At 32.6% G+C, this 20,090-nt stretch carries 20 protein-coding genes and 1 riboswitch; of the genes, 7 read left to right on the forward strand and 13 right to left on the reverse strand.

All coding sequences use genetic code 11. The features are described 5' to 3' along the window. The first annotated feature begins 115 nt into the window (after positions 1–115). Together EDB96_RS18405 and EDB96_RS18410 are read left to right on the forward strand one after the other, a co-directional pair. Positions 116–1,273: a porin gene (locus EDB96_RS18405; protein WP_134142496.1), complete on the forward strand. Its 1,158-nt coding sequence runs from the start codon at positions 116–118 to the stop codon at positions 1,271–1,273. Between the two features lie 20 nt (positions 1,274–1,293). Further along, positions 1,294–2,724, forward strand: a complete 1,431-nt coding sequence (locus EDB96_RS18410; protein WP_134142497.1) for an anion permease — start codon at positions 1,294–1,296, stop codon at positions 2,722–2,724. Here the strand turns inward: EDB96_RS18410 and EDB96_RS18415 are convergent. Next, entirely contained in the window at positions 2,721–3,023 is a 303-nt protein-coding gene (locus EDB96_RS18415; protein WP_230406408.1) for a GNAT family N-acetyltransferase, read from the reverse strand. The two genes, EDB96_RS18410 and EDB96_RS18415, sit on opposite strands and share 4 nt — an antisense overlap. A 290-nt stretch (positions 3,024–3,313) precedes the next feature. Between EDB96_RS18415 and EDB96_RS18420 the strand changes: the two genes are divergently transcribed. Beyond that, a complete protein-coding gene (locus EDB96_RS18420) occupies positions 3,314–3,973 on the forward strand; it encodes a hypothetical protein (protein WP_057117765.1) in 660 nt (219 codons plus the stop codon). 158 nt (positions 3,974–4,131) lie between these two features. Continuing rightward, positions 4,132–4,629 carry a hypothetical protein gene (locus tag EDB96_RS18425; RefSeq protein ID WP_057117766.1) on the forward strand — a complete coding sequence of 166 codons (498 nt, stop codon included), beginning with the start codon at positions 4,132–4,134 and terminating at the stop codon, positions 4,627–4,629. 60 nt (positions 4,630–4,689) lie between these two features. Here EDB96_RS18425 and EDB96_RS18430 read toward each other — a convergent pair whose 3' ends face one another. Next, positions 4,690–5,205 (reverse strand): hypothetical protein, encoded by a 516-nt coding sequence (locus tag EDB96_RS18430; protein ID WP_057117767.1) that lies wholly within the window; start codon positions 5,203–5,205, stop codon positions 4,690–4,692. 167 nt (positions 5,206–5,372) lie between these two features. Between EDB96_RS18430 and rpmH the strand changes: the two genes are divergently transcribed. Both rpmH and carB read left to right on the forward strand, forming a co-directional pair. Next, positions 5,373–5,534, forward strand: coding sequence for a 50S ribosomal protein L34 (rpmH, locus tag EDB96_RS18435; RefSeq protein WP_008464848.1), 162 nt, complete (start codon positions 5,373–5,375; stop codon positions 5,532–5,534). A gap of 148 nt (positions 5,535–5,682) precedes the next feature. Beyond that, positions 5,683–8,538, forward strand: coding sequence for a carbamoyl-phosphate synthase large subunit (carB, locus tag EDB96_RS18440; RefSeq protein WP_057117768.1), 2,856 nt, complete (start codon positions 5,683–5,685; stop codon positions 8,536–8,538). Positions 8,539–8,599: 61 nt separating this feature from the next. Here the strand turns inward: carB and EDB96_RS18445 are convergent, their stop codons facing one another. The 5 genes from EDB96_RS18445 to EDB96_RS18465 form a co-directional block, all read right to left on the reverse strand. Further along, positions 8,600–9,142 (reverse strand): hypothetical protein, encoded by a 543-nt coding sequence (locus EDB96_RS18445; RefSeq protein WP_134142498.1) that lies wholly within the window; start codon positions 9,140–9,142, stop codon positions 8,600–8,602. Between the two features lie 140 nt (positions 9,143–9,282). Further along, positions 9,283–9,822, reverse strand: coding sequence for a DUF4252 domain-containing protein (locus EDB96_RS18450; RefSeq protein ID WP_057117770.1), 540 nt, complete (start codon positions 9,820–9,822; stop codon positions 9,283–9,285). A gap of 1 nt (position 9,823) precedes the next feature. After that, entirely contained in the window at positions 9,824–10,351 is a 528-nt protein-coding gene (locus EDB96_RS18455) for a DUF4252 domain-containing protein (protein WP_057117771.1), read from the reverse strand. 15 nt (positions 10,352–10,366) lie between these two features. Continuing rightward, positions 10,367–10,831 (reverse strand): hypothetical protein, encoded by a 465-nt coding sequence (locus EDB96_RS18460; protein WP_057117772.1) that lies wholly within the window; start codon positions 10,829–10,831, stop codon positions 10,367–10,369. After that, a complete protein-coding gene (locus EDB96_RS18465) occupies positions 10,818–11,327 on the reverse strand; it encodes an RNA polymerase sigma factor (protein WP_057117773.1) in 510 nt (169 codons plus the stop codon). Before EDB96_RS18465 ends, EDB96_RS18460 begins: the two co-directional genes overlap by 14 nt. A gap of 167 nt (positions 11,328–11,494) precedes the next feature. Here EDB96_RS18465 and EDB96_RS18470 point away from each other — a divergent pair, with 167 nt between their 5' ends. Continuing rightward, the gene (locus EDB96_RS18470; RefSeq protein WP_057117774.1) at positions 11,495–12,952 is read left to right on the forward strand and encodes a S41 family peptidase; all 1,458 of its coding nucleotides are present in this window, start codon (positions 11,495–11,497) and stop codon (positions 12,950–12,952) included. Between the two features lie 79 nt (positions 12,953–13,031). Here EDB96_RS18470 and EDB96_RS18475 read toward each other — a convergent pair whose 3' ends face one another. The 6 genes from EDB96_RS18475 to cobT all read right to left on the reverse strand — a co-directional run bounded on the left by EDB96_RS18475 (position 13,032) and on the right by cobT (position 20,060). Further along, positions 13,032–14,066: a YncE family protein gene (locus EDB96_RS18475; protein ID WP_134142499.1), complete on the reverse strand. Its 1,035-nt coding sequence runs from the start codon at positions 14,064–14,066 to the stop codon at positions 13,032–13,034. 3 nt (positions 14,067–14,069) lie between these two features. Then, complete coding sequence (locus EDB96_RS18480; RefSeq protein WP_134142501.1) at positions 14,070–15,923, reverse strand: TonB-dependent receptor plug domain-containing protein; 1,854 nt, start codon at positions 15,921–15,923, stop codon at positions 14,070–14,072. Positions 15,924–15,948: 25 nt separating this feature from the next. Further along, positions 15,949–16,152: riboswitch (cobalamin riboswitch) on the reverse strand. A gap of 70 nt (positions 16,153–16,222) precedes the next feature. After that, entirely contained in the window at positions 16,223–16,753 is a 531-nt protein-coding gene (gene cobC, locus EDB96_RS18485; RefSeq protein WP_134142502.1) for an alpha-ribazole phosphatase, read from the reverse strand. Then, positions 16,738–17,523 (reverse strand): adenosylcobinamide-GDP ribazoletransferase, encoded by a 786-nt coding sequence (locus EDB96_RS18490; RefSeq protein ID WP_134142504.1) that lies wholly within the window; start codon positions 17,521–17,523, stop codon positions 16,738–16,740. Before EDB96_RS18490 ends, cobC begins: the two co-directional genes overlap by 16 nt. 360 nt (positions 17,524–17,883) lie before the next feature. Further along, positions 17,884–18,318, reverse strand: coding sequence for an IS200/IS605 family transposase (gene tnpA, locus EDB96_RS18495; protein WP_134142506.1), 435 nt, complete (start codon positions 18,316–18,318; stop codon positions 17,884–17,886). Positions 18,319–18,380: 62 nt separating this feature from the next. Beyond that, a complete protein-coding gene (gene cobT / locus EDB96_RS18500; protein ID WP_134142507.1) occupies positions 18,381–20,060 on the reverse strand; it encodes a nicotinate-nucleotide--dimethylbenzimidazole phosphoribosyltransferase in 1,680 nt (559 codons plus the stop codon). Between the last annotated feature and the right edge of the window lie 30 nt (positions 20,061–20,090).

Raw genomic sequence — 20,090 nt, forward strand, 5'->3', positions numbered from 1 at the left:
TTTAGTACTCCCATTTCGTCTTAGCAATAAGTAGTTAGCTTTTTGATCTTCAAAAAGTATAATTCTGATTTGAATTCAGTTGTATAAAAACTAATATTTTATCTATTTGAAGTCTATGAATAAAATTCTACTAGTTCCAATTGTTTTTTTCTTCCTTTTGACTCCGATTTTGCTGCAAGCCCAAGACGATGTAAATGAAAGTGGAAAAACTGAAAAACCAGAAAGCGAGGTAAAATATCCACAATACCAAATTAAAGGTCTTTTGCAGGCAAGATATCTAGAAAGTTTTGGTGATAATGTTGATGTTTTAGGGGTTCACCACTCTACTGGCGATGTTACACAGCAGTCTTTTGATATTAAAAGAATGCGTGTTGGTTTAAATACCAAATTAAGTGAAGCAACAGAAGTAGTGATCCTAGTTAATTTAGCCGATTTTAAATCGGATACAAAAGGTAAAGTTCTTGAAAATGCCTACGGAAAATATACTTTTAGTAAATATATCGCCCTTACAGGAGGACAATTCCGTCCCGCATTTGGTATAGAAGAACTAGTTCCGGTAGATATCATTAAATCATTTGACTTTTCCAATCAATATTACGAATTCGGAAAAAATGGATGGACAAGTTTTCAAATTGGAGCTTCGGCAACTGGAGCTTTCGATATCGGAAAAATTCCAGTTAGTTATGCTGTTTCTGTCTTAAACGGAAATGGGAAAAATGTAGAAATGGATAAGGATAACGGAAAACAATATTCTACAAGATGGGTTTTCGAATTATCAAGAGAACATAAAATTAACTTAGGTTTAAACGGAGGTTTTGGGAAAGTGTTTAAAGAAGATGTTTTTGCAATTGGTGCTGATATAACAAGTGATTTTAAACTTACAGACAGATTTACTTTTGATCTTCAAATCGAATACAAACAAGGAACAAATCATAACTTATATTTTTCTCTGCCAGTAGAAAGCAGAACAGATAATGTTGCCGATTATCAAATGCGTGGTATTTATTTTCTGCCAAATCTAAGATATGTTGTAAACTATAAAAAATTGACTGCATTAGAATTGTCATGCCGTTACGAAACATTTGATCCAAGTTATAAGATCAATTCAAATGTAAGGCAGACTTATACACCAATGATAAGTTTAGAATTTGGAAAAGCCTATACGGGTCGAATAGAATTAGGATTTGAAATTGATCGATTTGATAAAAGTATTCCAGATACATCAACCTATAATGATGATTTATTTTTAATTCAATTACAACTCCGACTTTAATTCACCTAAATTTTATTTTTATGAAAGAAGTAAAAATTCCTCAGACCCTGATAACGCTGGCAATTGGAATTGCAATTTGGTTTATTCCTGCACCAAATGGCGTTGTAATAGAAGCGTGGCATTTATTTGCCATTTTCGTAGCTACAATTTTAGGAATTATTCTAAAAGCAGCTCCTATGGGGACTATGTGTATGATTGCAATTGCATTAACGGCAATGTCACAGGTTTTGGCTCCAGGCGATCCAGGAAAATCGATTACTTTGGCCTTGAGAGGTTTTGGAGATAAAGTAATTTGGTTAATCGGAATTTCATTCTTTATAGCCAGAGGTTTTATAAAAACAGGTTTAGGAAATAGAATTGCTTTTTTATTCATTAAAATATTTGGAAAAAGTTCTTTAGGATTGGCTTACGGCTTAGGATTGGCCGATTTGGTATTAGCGCCAGCCGTTCCAAGTAACACGGCAAGAGGGGGAGGGATTATTTATCCTATAATGAAGTCAATGTCTATGAGTTTTGGCTCGATGCCAGATCAGCCCGAGACACACAGGAAATTAGGTTCATATTTGACTTTAAACAGTTATAATATGAATTTGATAGCATCTTCCATGTTTCTAACAGGAACGGCAAGTAATCCGATGTGTCAAAAATTTGCGCTTAATTTAGGAATAAAAATTACTTGGATGTCGTGGGCAGCTGCGGCGATAGTTCCAGGTTTATGTGCATTTTTTGTCATTCCGTTTGTGTTGTATAAAATTTATCCGCCGGAATTGAAAAAAACAGCCGATGCACCGCAGATTGCATCTCAGAAATTAAAAGAAATGGGAGCAATAACCCGAAACGAATGGATGATGCTGCTGACGTTTTTTATACTTCTTTTTCTTTGGATGACAGGAGATTTATTTTCTATTGATGCGACAACAACAGCATTTATAGGATTAGTGATTTTATTGCTGACTTCGGTTTTAACTTGGGATGATGTAAAAGCCGAAAAAGGGGCTTGGGATACAATAGTTTGGTTTTCTGTTTTAGTAATGATGGCCAGTTCGCTCAACGAATTGGGTTTTATTGCATGGTTTAGTGATCTTGTAAAAACAGAAATTGGGGGATTAAGCTGGCAGATGGCTTTTCCGATTATTGTTCTTGTTTACTTTTTTAGTCATTATCTTTTTGCAAGTGCAACAGCACACGTAGCGGCAATGTATGCGGCTTTGCTTGGCGTTGGAGTTTCGCTTGGAATTCCAGGATTACTGCTTGCTTTTATGCTTGGATTTATAGGTTCGCTTTACGGAACTTTAACGCATTATGGTCACGGTCCGGCACCCGTTTTCTTTGGGAGCGGCTACGTCGATTTAAAGAGCTGGTGGGTCAAAGGACTTGTGACGGGATTGGTTATGCTCTTTATTTATATGGTAATTGGAGGATTGTGGCTCCGAATTATTGGATATTTTTAGATTCTAATTCCTGGAGGAAGCAGTTCTTTGTATCTAGGATTTTTTTTGAAAAAAGAAACAATCTTTGGGTGAATTGGAACAACTCTGTAATTTTTCTCAGAGCTTAATTCTAGGATGTTTTTAAGCAAAGCATTGATCGCTTCTTCATTTTGATACGAATCTGGTGTGTTGATTTTGGTTAAGAAGATTTTTTTTTCTTGAAATGAGTATTCAACTGCCAGCATTCCTTCAGGTACGACAGTTTCAAATTGGCGTGCAAAAGTGTTGTCTTTGATTTCCATAGTTACAAAAGTTTCCATAGTAATTTCTTTTAAGGTTATGTTTATAAATTGAATTTGGGAATTGAAATAGTATTGACAGAAAATTCTTTATAAGATTTTAAAGCCAAAAAATATTTCAAATACAAAGGTAATCATTTGATTTTCAATATTAAATTATTTTTTGAAGAGATAAACTTTAAGCAATTGTTTCTAAGTTTATTTTTTTAAGTTGAAGTAATAATATGGAGCGAAATTTGATTAAGATGATATTAAAAAGTAACTTTATTTTTTTTAAAATAAATGTCACAAGGTAATTTCATTTTAATAGTATGAGTAAAATTCCAGTTTATTTTATGCCAGGTCTGGCAGCAAGTTCATCTATTTTTGAAAGAATACAATTAGATGAAGATGTTTTTGAAATGTGTCTTTTAGAATGGGAAATCCCAAAACCTAAAGAAACACTAGCCGATTACGCACTTCGAATCAGTAAAAATATAAAACATGAAAATCCTGTTTTAATTGGAGTTTCTTTTGGCGGGATTTTAGTTCAGGAAATGGCGAAATATATCAAAACTCGAAAAGTTATTATTATATCGAGTGTGAGAAGCAATGTTGAATTTCCTAGAAGAATGAAAATAGGGAAAACCACAAAAGCATACAAGCTAATTCCGATGCAGTTGATTTTAAATATTGAAAAACTAGCTAAATTTTCATTTGGCGAAAAAGTCAATAAGAGAATTAAACTCTATGAGAAGTTTTTATCTGTACGTGATTTGGGTTATCTGCAATGGGCTGTAGAAAGTGTGATTCGCTGGGACAGAAATCAAATTGATGAAAATGTAGTTCACATTCACGGAGATCAAGACGAGGTTTTTCCAATCAAATACATTAATAAGTGTATTATCGTAAAAGGCGGAACACATATTATGATTCTCAATAAGTATAAATGGCTGAATGAGAATTTGCCTTCGATTATATTGGAAGACTAAAATTCCAAATTCCAAGTTGAATGTTTTAAGTTTTCAGGCTTTGTCAAAATTTTGATAGAGGTTTTGTCATGAAGATTATCCGCAATCTTATCATTTCGATCCCGAGGCTTCGGGAGAGAAATCTCCGCAAGTAAATCTATAAAGAGAATTAATAAAATATGAGAATATTGATAATTGTTTTGGGGCTAATTTTAGTTGGCTGTGAATCTCCAAAGAAAGATTATGATTTTACTTTTTTCAAATGGAATATTCATGAATCTTATTATTTGAAGTTTAATTCTTCAGATACGCTCTATTGTGTAGGTGCTTATGGAATTAAACAAGAGACTTCTTTTGCAATTTTAAATAAAGAGCAAAAAGAAAGAATTCAAAATTTATTAGATACTCTAACTTTTCCAAAGAATCAAGTTTTTAATGATTTAGTTAATGATGGAGAAACTAATGTTTTTCTATTGAATAAGGGTGAACAGACTAGAAAGCTTAAAATTCATGGTATTTCAGGTCCTAAACAATTTTGGCTTTTTGGAGAAACATTAGATAGGCTTAAGCGCCAACTGCAATTTGCTCAAATAAATAAAAAAATAGATTTCAAAGAAATTAATAAAATGGTTATTTCTCAAATGAAATTTGTACCTCGTAAGGATACTTTGCAATAAAAAAAATCCCAAAACCAGTAAATTGGAATTTGGGATTTAAATATTGAAATTTAAAAATCGTTAGATTTTCTTCATTTGTTCTTTCATCATAGAAATTTGTTCTTTCAGCATTCCTTGTTTGTCTAATTTTTTAGCTTCGTTTAATAAATTAGTTGCTTCAAGTTTTCTTCTGCGTGACATGGCAACTCCTGCAAGGTTCAATTTAGCTACAGCTAAATCCATGTCCATTGATAGTCCAAGTTCGATAGCTTTTTTGAAATGTTTCTCAGCTTGGTTGATATTTGTTTGAGAAAGCATGATTCCTTGTAAATAATTTAAGTAACCTTGCTGCTTTCTTACTAATGCCCCTTCTGGATTTTTAATATATGATAGCCATTTTTTAGCACCTTCAAAATCTTGTTTTCTTAATTTTAGGAAAGCTAAAAGGATAAATTCGTTTTTAAAATAAAGAAAAATTGGAATCGCAGTTAGTAAAATAAGGAAAATACCATTTCCGATATTACTTTCTGTAAATTGCCAAATGCCAGCTACAACAAGAAGTCCGGCCAAAATAAGTTTAATATTTTTGTGAAACATAATTAATGTAAATTTGTGATTGCAAAGATAGTAAAAGGAATTAAAAATATTTTTATAAAACTACTTGCCAGAAAAAAAAGTCTTTGTATATTTGCACTCGGTTTTTGAGCAACGATATTGAAAACTAGAAAAAGAGATATTAGATACCATTTTAAAGATACAAAACAATGAGCAAAAGAACATTTCAACCATCGAAAAGAAAAAGAAGAAATAAGCACGGATTTATGGACAGAATGGCTTCTGCGAATGGAAGAAAAGTTCTAGCGCGTAGAAGAGCAAAAGGAAGACATAAATTAACTGTTTCTAGCGAACCTAGACACAAAAAATAATGTTTGTATAAACATACATAAGGCGATTACTTTTTTAGTATCGCCTTTTTTTATACCTTGTCGGTAAAAATTTTTGCAACATTCTAGTTTAGAATAGACTACGAATGTTTTTTAGAAGTACTTTATATAACTACACAATACATACAAAATGCCTAAAGACACATCAATTAAATCCGTTTTAATAATAGGTTCGGGACCTATTGTTATTGGTCAAGCTTGCGAATTCGACTATGCAGGTTCTCAATCTGCACGTTCTATTCGTGAAGAAGGAATTGAAGTTATCTTGATTAACTCAAATCCAGCGACGATTATGACCGACCCATCTATGGCCGATCATATTTATTTGAAACCATTAACGACAAAATCGATTATTGAGATTCTTAAGGAACATCCACAAATTGATGCTGTTTTACCAACAATGGGAGGACAAACAGCTTTGAACTTGTGTTTGGAAGCGGAAGAAAAAGGAATCTGGCAGGATTTCGGAGTAAGATTAATTGGAGTTGATGTAAACGCAATTAATATTACAGAAGACAGAGAGCAGTTTAAACAGCTTTTAGAAAAAATCAATGTCCCAACTGCACCTGCAAAAACGGCTACTTCATATTTAGAAGGAAAAGAAATTGCTCAGGAATTTGGTTTTCCACTTGTAATTCGTCCATCGTTTACACTTGGAGGAACAGGGGCTGCAGTAGTTTACAAAAAAGAAGATTTTGATGAGCTTTTAACAAGAGGTCTTGAAGCTTCGCCAATTCACGAAGTTTTAATTGATAAAGCTTTGATGGGATGGAAAGAATACGAATTAGAGCTTTTAAGAGATAAAAACGATAATGTTGTAATTATCTGTTCAATCGAAAATATGGACCCAATGGGAATCCATACTGGAGATTCGATTACAGTTGCGCCTGCAATGACTTTATCTGATACAACTTTCCAAAAACTGAGAGATTACGCAATCTTGATGATGAGAAGTATCGGAAACTTTGCTGGAGGATGTAACGTACAATTCGCAGTTTCGCCAGACGAAAAAGAAGATATCGTAGCAATCGAGATCAACCCTCGTGTTTCTCGTTCTTCTGCATTAGCATCAAAAGCAACGGGATATCCAATTGCTAAAATTGCTTCTAAACTAGCTTTAGGATACAACTTAGATGAATTACAAAATCAAATTACAAAATCTACTTCGGCTCTTTTTGAACCAACTTTAGATTATGTAATCGTGAAAATACCACGTTGGAACTTCGATAAATTTGAAGGATCTGACAGAACTTTAGGTCTTCAGATGAAATCTGTAGGTGAGGTTATGGGAATCGGGCGTTCTTTCCAAGAAGCGCTTCACAAAGCGACTCAATCTTTAGAAATTAAAAGAAATGGGTTAGGAGCTGACGGAAAAGGATATAAAGATTACGAGCAGATTATCGAAAAGCTTACATACGCAAGCTGGGATAGAGTATTTGTAATTTATGATGCAATCGCAATGGGAATTCCGTTGAGCAGAATTCATGAAATTACAAGAATCGATATGTGGTTCTTAAAACAATACGAAGAACTTTATGTTTTAGAGAAAGAAATTTCAAACTATAAAGTTTCTAATCTTCCTAAAGAATTATTACTTGAAGCAAAACAAAAAGGTTTTGCAGACAGACAAATTGCTCACATGATGAATTGTCTAGAAAGTGAAGTACATTCTTTACGTATGGAACAAAACATTAACCGCGTGTTTAAACTGGTTGATACTTGTGCAGCTGAGTTTAAAGCGCTGACTCCTTACTACTATTCAACTTTTGAGGCTGAAATAGAAAAAGCAAACGGAGAACGTTTTGTTGATAACGAAAGTATTGTTACAGATAAAAAGAAAGTTATCGTTCTAGGTTCTGGACCAAACAGAATTGGTCAGGGAATTGAGTTTGATTATTCTTGTGTGCATGGAGTTTTAGCAGCAAAAGAATGCGGTTACGAAACAATTATGATTAACTGTAATCCTGAAACGGTTTCTACAGATTTTGATACTGCTGATAAATTATACTTTGAGCCAGTTTTCTGGGAACATATTTACGATATCATCCAGCACGAAAAACCAGAAGGTGTAATCGTACAGCTTGGTGGACAAACAGCTCTTAAATTAGCAGACAAATTATCTAAATATGGTGTAAAAATCATCGGAACTAGTTTTGATGCACTTGATTTAGCTGAAGATAGAGGAAGATTCTCAGACTTATTAACTGAATTAAATATTCCTTTCCCAAGATTCGGAATCGCTGAAACGGCAGACGAAGCTTCGAACTTAGCTGATAGTTTAGATTTCCCACTTTTAATTCGTCCTTCTTATGTATTAGGAGGTCAGGGAATGAAAATTGTAATCAACAAAAAAGAACTTGAAGAACACGTTATCGATTTGTTGAAAACAATTCCAGGAAACAAATTACTTTTGGATCACTATTTAGCTGGAGCGATTGAAGCTGAAGCTGATGCCATTTGTGATGCTGATGGAAATGTTTACATCATTGGTATTATGGAGCATATTGAGCCTTGTGGAGTTCACTCTGGAGATAGTAACGCGACATTACCTCCTTTTAACTTAGGAGAATTTGTAATGCAGCAAATTAAAGATCATACACATAAAATTGCGAGAGCTTTAAAAACTGTAGGTCTAATTAATATTCAGTTTGCGATAAAAGACGATACAGTTTACATTATCGAGGCAAACCCAAGAGCTTCTAGAACGGTTCCGTTTATTGCAAAAGCATACGGAGAACCTTATGTAAACTATGCTACAAAAGTAATGTTAGGCCACAATAAAGTAACTGACTTTGATTTTAATCCGCAATTAAAAGGATATGCAATTAAGCAGCCAGTTTTCTCTTTCAGCAAGTTCCCGAACGTAAACAAAGCGTTAGGACCAGAAATGAAATCAACAGGAGAAAGCATCTTGTTTATTGATGACTTAAAAGACGATCAATTCTATGAATTGTACTCTAGAAGAAAAATGTATTTGAGTAAATAATCTCAAATTCTAATATAAAAAAAGCTCCAATTTTCATTGGAGCTTTTTTGTTTTTTGTTCCTTAGTAGGCAACATCATATTTATAATTAAAAGTACCATCTGTAACTTGTGTTGTAACTGGATTATCTGCACCAATTGGCTTTGAATAATCTTCAACACAATTAAAAGAAAAGGTTCCTGCGACGATTTTTGTATTTAAATCAATTGAAGTTATAGACAAAGTTCCTTTGGCGACATATTGGTTTTTTGGTTTTGTATTAAAGATAAATTGAATTTGGGTTTTTGAGGCATCATAAGTTTCTGGCGTGATAGTATAAGTGCCAATTTTTAGATCGCTTCTTTTAATATATAAAATTATTTCATCTACACCTTTTCTCCCCTGTAATTGAATATATTCAGATGTAGGATAGTAGGTATATAATGGTTTTGTTGCAAAATTTGAATTGAACGGATTGTTCATTTCCCACAAAGTTCCATCAATTTTAGCAGTCATTGCAAATTTTGATGTTGGAACGGTTGGATCTTCTGGATTTTCACTGTTATCGCTTGAACAGCTGTTTAGAACTAAAACTAAAAAAAGAAAGAGAATTTTTGGTGTTTTCATTAGTGGTATTTAAAGGTTATGTTGGATGTAAATGTAGAAAAATATTTGTTAATATTGTGATTTTGTAAAAGCCTTGTTATTAACGGGCTATAAAAAAAGCTCCAATTTATTGGAGCTTTTTTGGTTTAAAAAGTAAGATGTTATTTTTTAATAAGTTGTTCTAATGGTTTCAATTGATCCATATCTATTTTAGATTTTTGTAAAACAGACATTAATGTCATAATATTATTCGGATTCATATCTTCACCTAAAACACGGACTACAGCAAAGCCAGTTTCTTTTCGATTAAGGAATATAACAAATTCTTTAATGTTGTCTTCTGATCCTACATAACTAATAGAAGCTCCGTCTTTACCAGATCCAAATTTCATTAATTGTTCATATTTTGGATTTTTTAATATGGCATTGACTTTTGTTCTCTCTGTCTCAAACTGCGCCTGATTTTTATCATTTGCTTTAAAAGCCAGAATATTCATTTTTTCGAAAGAATTTACCGCTTCAGTTTGTTCTGCTGAAAGTTTCGTTTTTTCAAGATTTAAAATATTGGGAGAAATATCCAATGCTATAAAATCTTTATTTTCTGTGTTTTCAACAAAATACTTTTGTAATGTTGGTTCAGAGTTACAGCTTCCTAAAGTTAGCAAAGCTATAAGTGCTAAGGTGAAAATAGTTGTCTTCATTTTATTTTTTGCCTTTAGAAGCTTTCTTTAAATCAGAACCTCCTGGAAGCTGCATTTTATCTGTTAATACTGAGATTTCGTTTAGATCAAAATTACCAGTTAAAGATAATAAAACAGTCTCATCGTTTTTAGCACCGTCAACATACATTAACAATTCTCTTATCTGCGTATCTGATGCGCCAGATTTTACCATGATTCTAACATTTTTACCACTGTCATTTACACGCATCAATTCTTCAAGGCCTGCAGTTTTAATGTATTTGTCTGCTGAAGCTTTCATTTCTGCTTCAATTTTTGGATTTTTAGTGGTAAACACTTTTAAATAATCTAATTTTTTAATTAAAGCAATGTATTGTTGTGTCTGTTTATCAGAAGCATCAACTTTTACCTTGCTCATTAAATCGAACATTTTTTTGTTTACAATTACAGAGGTTACATCGTCTTGACCATCAAATTTGTCAAAAGCACCTTGTGCATAAAAAACGTTTGTAACAAATGCGAAAACTAGAGTTATGATGAAATTTTTCATTTGATTTAAATTTAATTACTGTTTAAAAATTTTGTTTTTTGATTGTTCGTATTCTTTAATGTACTGTACACTTTCAATACCTACATTAACATTGTTTGATAATAAAGCCAAAGCTTTTTGTGTCGCTTTTAGCGCCTCTTCGGGATCATCGTAGGTTCCTAATTCTGTTTTAGAAGCTACGGCAGTAGTAGTAGTACTTTGTTCGCTTGCAAAATAATAGGTTCCAATTCCCAGCAAAATCACAGCTGAAGCCGCAATCGATAACCACGCCACATTTCGTTTTTTAGTTTGTAGTGGAATTTCATACGTCGATTTCTGTTCTTTTGCTAGAGAGAAATAGCCAAACATAGACTTGTACTGCTCCAAATGCTGCGCAACATTTGGTGAAGAAAAGTATTCTCTTAATTCTTTTTCTTCGGCAATCGTTGTTTCTCCCTGAAAGTATTTTTCTAATAGATTTTCTATTTTATTTAGTTCCATAAAGGTGTGTATTTGTCATTGATTCTCTAATTTTTTTTCTCGCTCTCGAAAGTGCCACTCGTATTGCAGTTTCGTTCATATTGACAATTTTCGCTATTTCGTCAAATTCATATTGTTCAACATCCCGAAGCTGAATCAGCAGCTGCATTTGTTCTGGAAGCTGATTTATAATTTTTTCAACCCATTCTAGACTATTTTCATCTTCCAGCTTTTTGTCTAACTGCGGTTCCCTGTCGGTAAAATTATTATGAACAATCTGCAGATTACTGGCTCTTTTAGATTTTAATTGGTCGAGACAATAATTTTTAGTCATTGTCATAGCTAAAGCTTCGACGCTGTTATAGTTTTCCAGATTTTCTTTTTTATTCCATAATTTTACCATTACTTCCTGAGTGGCGTCTTCGGCTTCTTCAGTACTTGTAAGCAATCTTTTTGCCAGACGAAAAACTTTGTCTTTAAAAGGATTTATTAATTCTATAAATACAACTTGGTTCATTAAACTGATGGTTAATCGTTAGCTTATATAGTCAAGACGAGGTACAATTATATTTGTTACAACAAAAAATAAATATTTTTTTTACGTAAAAAAAATACTGCTTTTTTGACGAAGCTAAAACTAAAGATACTACTTTTACGTTTATACCACTAAGAAACCCAATTGATATGAAAACACCTTTAAAGAGTATTCTCTTTCTTTTTTTGCTAGCTTTTTCTTTGCAGTCTTGTGAAGATCAAGATGACGTTGCAGCTCCAGCAGACTTACAAGTTAATAATTTTATATGGAGAGGATTAAATGAAGTTTATTTATGGCAGGCAGATGTGCCTAATTTAGCTGATGGACGTAATCTTCAACCTGATTTCGATACTTTTTTAAGAGGTTATTCTAAGCCGGAAGATTTGTTTGAAGATTTATTGAATAAACCCGAAAGTAAATACCCGAACGGAGGGGCTATTGACCGTTTTAGCTGGATTGTTGATGACTATACTGTTTTGGAGCAAGAATTAAGCGGTATCACCAAAAATAACGGAGTCGATTTTAGACTAAGCCTTATTTCTTCTGGGTCAAATGATGTTGTTGGATATGTTCGTTATATTATACCAAATTCTGATGCTTCTACAAAAGCTATCAAAAGAGGCGATTTGTTTACAAGCGTGAACGGAACAAAACTTACGGTTTCTAATTACCAGCAATTGTTATTGAATCAAGACAGCTATACTTTAAATCTAGCAGATTATAACGGAAGTACTTTTGTTTTAAATGGTAAATCGGTTGCTTTAACGAAAACAGTTTTAGAAGAAAATCCAATTTTCATCAATAAAGTGATTACTTCAGGAAGTCATAAAATTGGTTATTTGATGTATAATGGTTTTTATTCTGAATACGATGATAAATTAAATCAAGCTTTTGGCGAATTAAAAGCACAAGGAGTAACAGATTTAGTTTTAGATCTTCGTTATAATGGAGGAGGAGCTATTACATCTTCAACTAGACTTGCAAGTATGATTACGGGACAGTTTCCAGGGCAGATTTTTTCAAAAATGACGTTTAATGCTAAACAAATGGAAGGTCTAAGCGGTGATGACTTAGAAAGTCTGAATGAAAGATTCGTTAATAATATTGATGGAAAATCATTAAATAGTTTAAATTTAAATACAGTTTATATCATTACAACAGAAAGTACAGCTTCTGCAAGTGAATTAGTGATAAATGGGTTAAAACCTTACATCAATGTTGTTCAAATTGGAGAAATTACAACTGGAAAGAATGTAGGTTCATTTACAGTTTATGATTCAGAAACTTTGACTAAAAAGAACGTTAATCCGAATCATAAATACGCAATGCAGCCTTTGGTTTTAAAGATTACAAATTCAGCAAATTTTGGAGATTATACTCAAGGTTTACAGCCAACATACGAGCAGAACGAACAAGTTAGCACTTATGGCGTTTTAGGAGAAACATCTGAGCCGTTACTTAGTTTAGCTATTTCGAAAATTACGGGAGCAACTGCTAAAAGAACTTTTAATGATTTGGAACCGAAGTTTCCTTACGTAACAGATTCAAAAATCATTAACGGATTGAAACATGGTATGTATCTTAAAACTGCACCAAAACTATATTAAGTAAAATTCAAAATAATAAAAAAGGCTTTCAGAAATGAAAGCCTTTTTTGTAAAAAAACAAAAACTAATTCTAAATAGTTTAATCGTTAAAGTAAAAACCGTTTGATCCTGCACCGGTTGCTAATTCTTTTTGAAGATTTCCAGCTAAGTCGTAAATGAATGCTTTACTATCTTTATCGAATTTTGCATCTGCAACATAAATACGATTGTTTTCTACTGCAAATCCGTATATATAACTATCAGCTATCGTAACAATTGCTGTTGTAGAAGGCGCTGTTGCGTTAATGCCCATTGCATAAACAGAAGTTCCTGCTGTGTAGTAAATTTTGTTGTCTTCAATATCCATAAGGCCAACTCCAGCTAAACTGTCTGGGAATCCAATTTTAGAAACGGATTTGTCTGATAATTTAACTTTTACTAATTCACCATTACCAGAAAATGGTGCTCTAAGAATATATAAATTACCATTTTCTTCTTCGATACAATCTGCACTATATCCAATTTCTAAAGTTTCAACTGCTTTTGTAGCAATATTTACAATTAAAAGTTTACTGCTGCTGTTCGGTTCAGTGATGTATAATTTACCATCTTCTAGAACTAATCTGTTTGCAGTTGCGTTTAATTCAATTTTTGATTCTACTTTATTAGTAGCTAAGTTAATGACAGCAACAAAATCATCAGTATCTCCTGTTGCAGGATTAATGTACGAATAAGTGTTTGCGTTGGTAACATAAGCTTTTCCATCTTTCACCACACCATATCTTGGAGTTGCAAGACCTGAATCAATTTTTGCAATCAATTTAAAAGTGTATCTATTTACAACATTGATTACATTAGAACCACCTGCAATGATATAGGCTTTATCTCCGTCAAAAAAGATATTCTGTAAATAGCCGCCAACCAAATCATTTCCGTTTTCTGCTTTATAAGCGTCTTTTGTAAAAATACTAAAATCATTGCTAGAGAATGAAACACTACCAACACTTGAACTTCCTTCATTCAAAATAAAAAAACCATTGTCATAAGCGCCTTTTGGAGTATCGTCATCATCGCTTGAACAAGAAACGAATAACGAAATGCTTAACGCTATTAAAAGTAATTTACTGAACTTCATATATTAAAATTTTAAGGTTAAATACACATTGAAATTGCGACCTGGCATTGGTCTGTTTTCTAGGCTTTCATAGTCTTTATTTAAAAGATTTAAAACCTGAAAACCTATTTTAAAAGAATCTAAAAATTTAAGATCATAATCGATTCCGATATTTGAAATTAAATAATCGTTTATAATTTCATCCTTACTATTATCGGCGGTTGTATAAACAAAACCATTGTAAAGAATTTGATAGTAAGCGCTTACTTTATTTCTTGAGTAGGAAACTGCTCCAGTTGCTTTATTAAAAGGAACAAAAAAGATTTGGTTTTTGGTTTTTTCATCTTGAGATATGGTATAAGCATACGTTGCATTTGCTGCAAAATTGTTTTTACCATAATTTTTTCTCCAGCTTAATAAAGTTTCAGTGCCATAACTGTTGACTTTATCTTGGTTTTGCGGTGTCCAAATACCACCAGTTCCAGGCACCCATTGCAGCATGTCTTTTATTTTTATATAATAAAAATTCTGCGTCCAAGTGAAATTTTTAAATGTAAACACATTGCCAATTTCTCCCTGATAAGAGTTTTCTGGTTTCAAGTTCGGATTTCCTCCAGTTTCCCAATACAAGTCGTTGTAAGTTGGAATTCTGAAATTTCTAGAAATATTCAACTTTAAATTGTACCAATCATTGAATTTATAAGAAGAGCCTAAATTGAATAAAAGCGGTGATTTGTAATTATTGGTAAATTCTTTTCTAACACCAATTTCATTTTTCCAGTTATCGCCGATATCTTGCCTTAACAACAAAGAAGCCGAACTGATTTCGCGAACATGACTTCCAAAACTAGTTCCATAACCATTTGTTCTGCTGTAATCTATAATTCCGTTGACCTGAGTAGATTTAAATAAAGTATAATCTAAATCTAACTTTGTAATCAAATTTTCGGTTTTTCCGTACGTAAAATTATTATTGCTATTATCAGCAAAGTATTGATAATTTTCAAAAATATATGCTGTCTTAAAATTGGTTTTCAGCTTTCCAAAATTTCCATCATATTCAAGCAGGTTTCTGTTGAAACCATTTACGTACTTGCTTTTGGTTTCTGTTTCTACAATTAAAGATGTATTTCTATCTGTATTTGAAGTCTGGCTATACAGCTTTACAATATGGTTTTCGTTTACTTTGTAACCAACATTTGCATTCAGAGTAATAATATCATACTGTCCATTTTGATTCCAGCGCTGTTCGCCTCTCCAAGTATAGCGATTCAAATACTTATAATCGTTTGTGGAGCTGTTTTTTGAAAAACCAATTTGCGTGCTCCATTTTTTGTTAGAAATAGATGTTTTGTAATTAATACCAATAGTATTAAAACTGCCGTAATCTAATCTTAAGTTATTTTCAAAACGATTTAAAAAAGATAAGTCATTATTTAAATGAACGGTTCCTCCAATTGCGCCACTTCCATAAATTACACTTCCACCGCCAGCCTTAACACTGACTGAATTATAATCTGAACTGGAAATAGTATTAAAATCGGTGCTTCCATTCATTTGAGAATTAATGTTTATTCCGTTCCAAATTACTGCTGTTTGGGAAGAAGTCGTTCCTCTAAAAGAAACAGTCGAAAGCATTCCGCGACCATATTCTTTAAAATATAAAGTAGAATTAAAATTCAGCAAATCAGTTAACAATGCCTCATTTTTATTGATAATGGAATCATTAAGTTTTAAAACAGATTGCGATGCTGAGTATTTTTTTAAGTTTTTGTCTGAAACAAAAACTTCTTTCAAACTGGTAATAGAATCGCTCTGCGCCAAAGTAATCTGGCACAACAATAATAAACAAAAAGCTAACCTTAGTTTTATAGTCATAATTTCTACACTCTTTTTCCCGAGAGCTCGATATTGTTACAAAGGCAGGTCTCCTGGCTTGCGTCTTGTTGTTTACCTTCCCATTCGCCATGGGCGAGCAGTGGTTTTGTAGTTTACAACAAGCATTCGTTTAAGAACTCAGCTTACAGTTGCGGGTACAGCTCAAGAAATTACTTGATTCCCTTTTAATGTGTTTTATAAAAACACAACCTTAATTGGCTGCAAAGATAAAGTTAAAAATATTGAATATTCAAAATTTGTTTAGCTTTTCGAAGCAAAATGTAAAACATTACAGAAAATTAGAGCTTTATTCTGATAACTTGTCCGAAATTTACTTTATTTTTAAAAGCTTCTATCAAGGGAGTTTCTGTCTGATGACATAAAATACTTCTGATGACTCCTGCATGAGAAACAATAATTATAGGATTTTCTAGCAGTGAAATTTCATTTAAAAAGTCACCAACTCTTTCATGTAACTCTACAAACGATTCGCCATTTGAAACTTTGATATTTACAAAATCTTCCATCCACGGATTGAGTTGTTCGGGCGGAATCTCATCCCAGCTTTTCAATTCCCAATCTCCAAAATTCATTTCCTTTAGACGATCATCTTCCTGATATGAAATTGTATTTACATTCTCCTGAATATGTTTAGCAAGAATTGAACAACGTTTTAATGGACTTGAAAAAATCATTGCTTTTGAAGGTAATTCTGAAATAATTTTACCAAATATTTCATCAAAGGGTTCTGCAATATTTACATCAGAGTGTCCGTAACAGATTCCTTTTTCGCAGATCGTCTCGGTGTGACGGACTAGATAAATTTCCATAAAAATAAAATACTTAGATAAAATATAACCTCGCAGACTTGCTGCGTTGCGCCTAAACAATCACCTGTATAACCGCCAATCCATTTTTGAAAATAACGAGCCAAAAAATATCTTGTAATAAATACAGGAATTATGGCTAAAATTAATTTGTAATCAAAAGAAGAAAGTATAATTAACGGAATTAAACCAAAAAAGCATGAGCCAAAAACTTCTTTCCAAGTATATTGTTTTGCAATTGGTTTACTTTTGCTAGAAGCATCTTCACGAGCATATTCATGTGTAAAAATGATACTTATTGCGGCTAAACGGCTTAGTGAATGAGCAGAAATAAATAAAAGGAAAATTAGTAAAATGTTATTTGTGAAAAGTAAAATGGATTCTGCAAGCAGTTTGAATTTTAATAAAAAAAGTAAAACCAATCCGATTGCTCCGTAAGCTCCAATGGCACTGTCTTTCATAATCATTAAGATTTTTTCTTTGGTCCAGCCGCCGCCAAATCCGTCACAGACATCTGCAAATCCGTCTTCGTGAAAAGCGCCGGTTGTTAAAACAGAAGCAATAATTGCAAAAATTACAGCAGTTTCTGTAGAAAGAAAAAGCGAAAAAAGATAGAAAGCCAGAAATGAAATTGTTCCAACAATCCAGCCAATAAAAGGGAAATATCGTGTGGCTTTATTTAAATAATCAGGATGATGAGTTATGTTTTTTGGACAAGGAATTCTGGTGTAAAACATTAAACAGGTGAAGAAAATATGTAGTTCTTTTTTCATTTAGATTGGGTTTGTTTGGCTAAAGCCCTTTTAAGAAACAAATTTATATCCTCCAGATAAATCTGGAGGCAATTCAATAAGATTTTTTTTAAATTTTAGAGGATTTAAAATTTACTAATAATTTGGAGTCTGTTTATAAAGTAAAAAAAAAATGATTTTATAATTTAAATTGCCAACATCTTTTGATGTTAGTTGTTTGATTACATTTTTTCCTATTATAATTTAAAAGATAAATTGGGAGATTATTCAATGAGTAAAAAATAAGAAAAGCATAAATCATTTATATTTTTTTGAATTGCCTCCAGATTTATCTGGAGGTTTCAGAGAGTTTACCTCATTAGGGCTTTAGCCAAATTTTATTCAATTATTTTTGCTAAACCCAAACTTGATTATAAACTCTTCATATTCTTCTTGAAATGTTCTCTTTTTATGATGTTCCTCCTGATTTTTTATATAATCTCGGACTTTATCAACAATAGATTCCGAAACTGAAACTGCAAAATATTCATCTTGCCAGGCAAATTTATCTTCAGTTAATTGATTTTTATTGATCCAATAGGACGATTCACCTTTTAATAATTGTATTGTTTTCTGAATAGTTTGATTGTTTCCGACTGAAATTAAGCAATGACAATGATCGGAATACCCACTAATGAAATCCAAATAAATTTCCTTTTTTAATGCATTTTCCTTTATATGATGCCAAACTTTCTGCCGGAGATCAGATGAATTTAAAAAAGGCAATCTATTTTTTGTGCTCCAAACACAATGGATATAAACTTTGGTAAACGGCATGTATAATTTTTTAAATTTAATTTGCTGTCCAAAGTTATAAAACCATTATTGCAAAATGAAATCTATTTCCTACTTATGCCGGCACTTTCAAAACTAGCCATTTCATTCAAAAAAGCCTCAGCCGATTTTAAAATAGGAAAAGTAATTGCACAGCCCGTTCCTTCGCCCAAGCGTAAATCAAGATTTAAAATGGGCTTGACATCTAAATATTCTAGCAATTTAGAATGTGCTTTTTCTGCAGAGCAATGGCAGAAAACAGCATTTTGCTTTATATTCGGATTGATTTTATAAGCGATTAAAAAAGCTGTGGTACAAATAAAACCATCAACTAAAATCAGCATTTTATTTTCAAAGGCAGCCAGCATTCCGCCAGCCATTTGTATAATTTCAAAACCGCCAAAATAAGAAAGCTGTGAAATTAAATCGGCTTGACCGGAATAATTTTCGAGTGCTTTTTTTAGAATATTTTGTTTCAGAATTAATTTTTCATTTTCAACTCCAGTTCCTTTTCCAACGCATTCTTCAATAGGAAAATCAGTTAAAAGACTCATTAAGACAGAAGCCGTAGAAGTATTTCCTATTCCCATTTCTCCAAATCCAATGCAGTTAGAACCTGTTTTAGCAATTCTTTCAATAGTATCTTTTCCTTTATCAAAACACAATTGAACTTCGGTTTCACTCATTGCAGGAATATGCAGAAATGATTGAGTGCCTTTGGCAATTTTGGCATCAATCAAATTTGCATTTGTTGGGAAATCATAATTTACACCAGCATCAACAATTGATAATTCAATATTATTTTGTTTGCAGAAAACATTAATTGCGGCGCCGCCTTCAAGGAAATTAGTTACCATTTGGCGTGTAACATCTTGCGGATAATCGCTTACACCATGATTAGCGATTCCGTGATCTGCAGCAAAAACGACAATATTGGGTTTTGCAATTTTAGGATTTAACGTTTCAAAAACACTTGCCATTTGAAAAGCCAAGGTTTCTAAAGTTCCTAAAGAACCAACCGGTTTGGTTTTTGAATCTATTTTTTCCTGCAGCAGTTTGTTGAAATCGGGTTTAGTTTCGATTTCATTTTTAGAATTTACTTCAAAATCAGAAATGTTTATTTGATGAATTTCTGTGATTTCAGCGCAGATCGGAGCTTCTGATTTTTGTTTCCAATGCAATTGCTGCAGCATTGGCTGATTATTATAATTTGTTGCTGGCTTTCCGATACAGAAATAACCAAGCGGTTCTATATTCTCAGGTAAATCAAGGATTTTTTTAAACTGATAATAATTCAGAATCGAAACCCAGCCCATTCCATAACCTTGTTCAGTCAGAGAGAGCCAAATATTCTGAGCAGCACAAACCGAACTAAATTTCACAGCTTCATTACTGCCAATAGTCCCAATAGTAAATTGGTTTAAAACAGAACGATCATAAGCAATAATAAGCCCGATTGGCGCTTCTTCAATTGCTTCTAATTTGAGCGATCTGTAAAGTTCTTTCTGCTCTGGATTATCGGTAAGTTCTTCTGCTTTTTTGTTGTAATCTAAAAATAGTTTTTTAATTGAAGTCTTTACTTCATCCAATTTAATGATATAATATCTAGTAGCATCAGTCAAACCAACAGACGGTGCCCAATGTCCAGCTTGCAAAGCTTTTTGAATCACTTCATCAGGAACTTCATCGGTTGTAAAATGTCTGGTGTCGCGGCGTGATTTTAATATATCTTCTAGATTACTCATTTTAAATTCCAATTTTTTAAATTCCAAATT

It is taken from the genome of Flavobacterium sp. S87F.05.LMB.W.Kidney.N (assembly GCF_004366435.1).
Lineage (GTDB): Bacteria > Bacteroidota > Bacteroidia > Flavobacteriales > Flavobacteriaceae > Flavobacterium.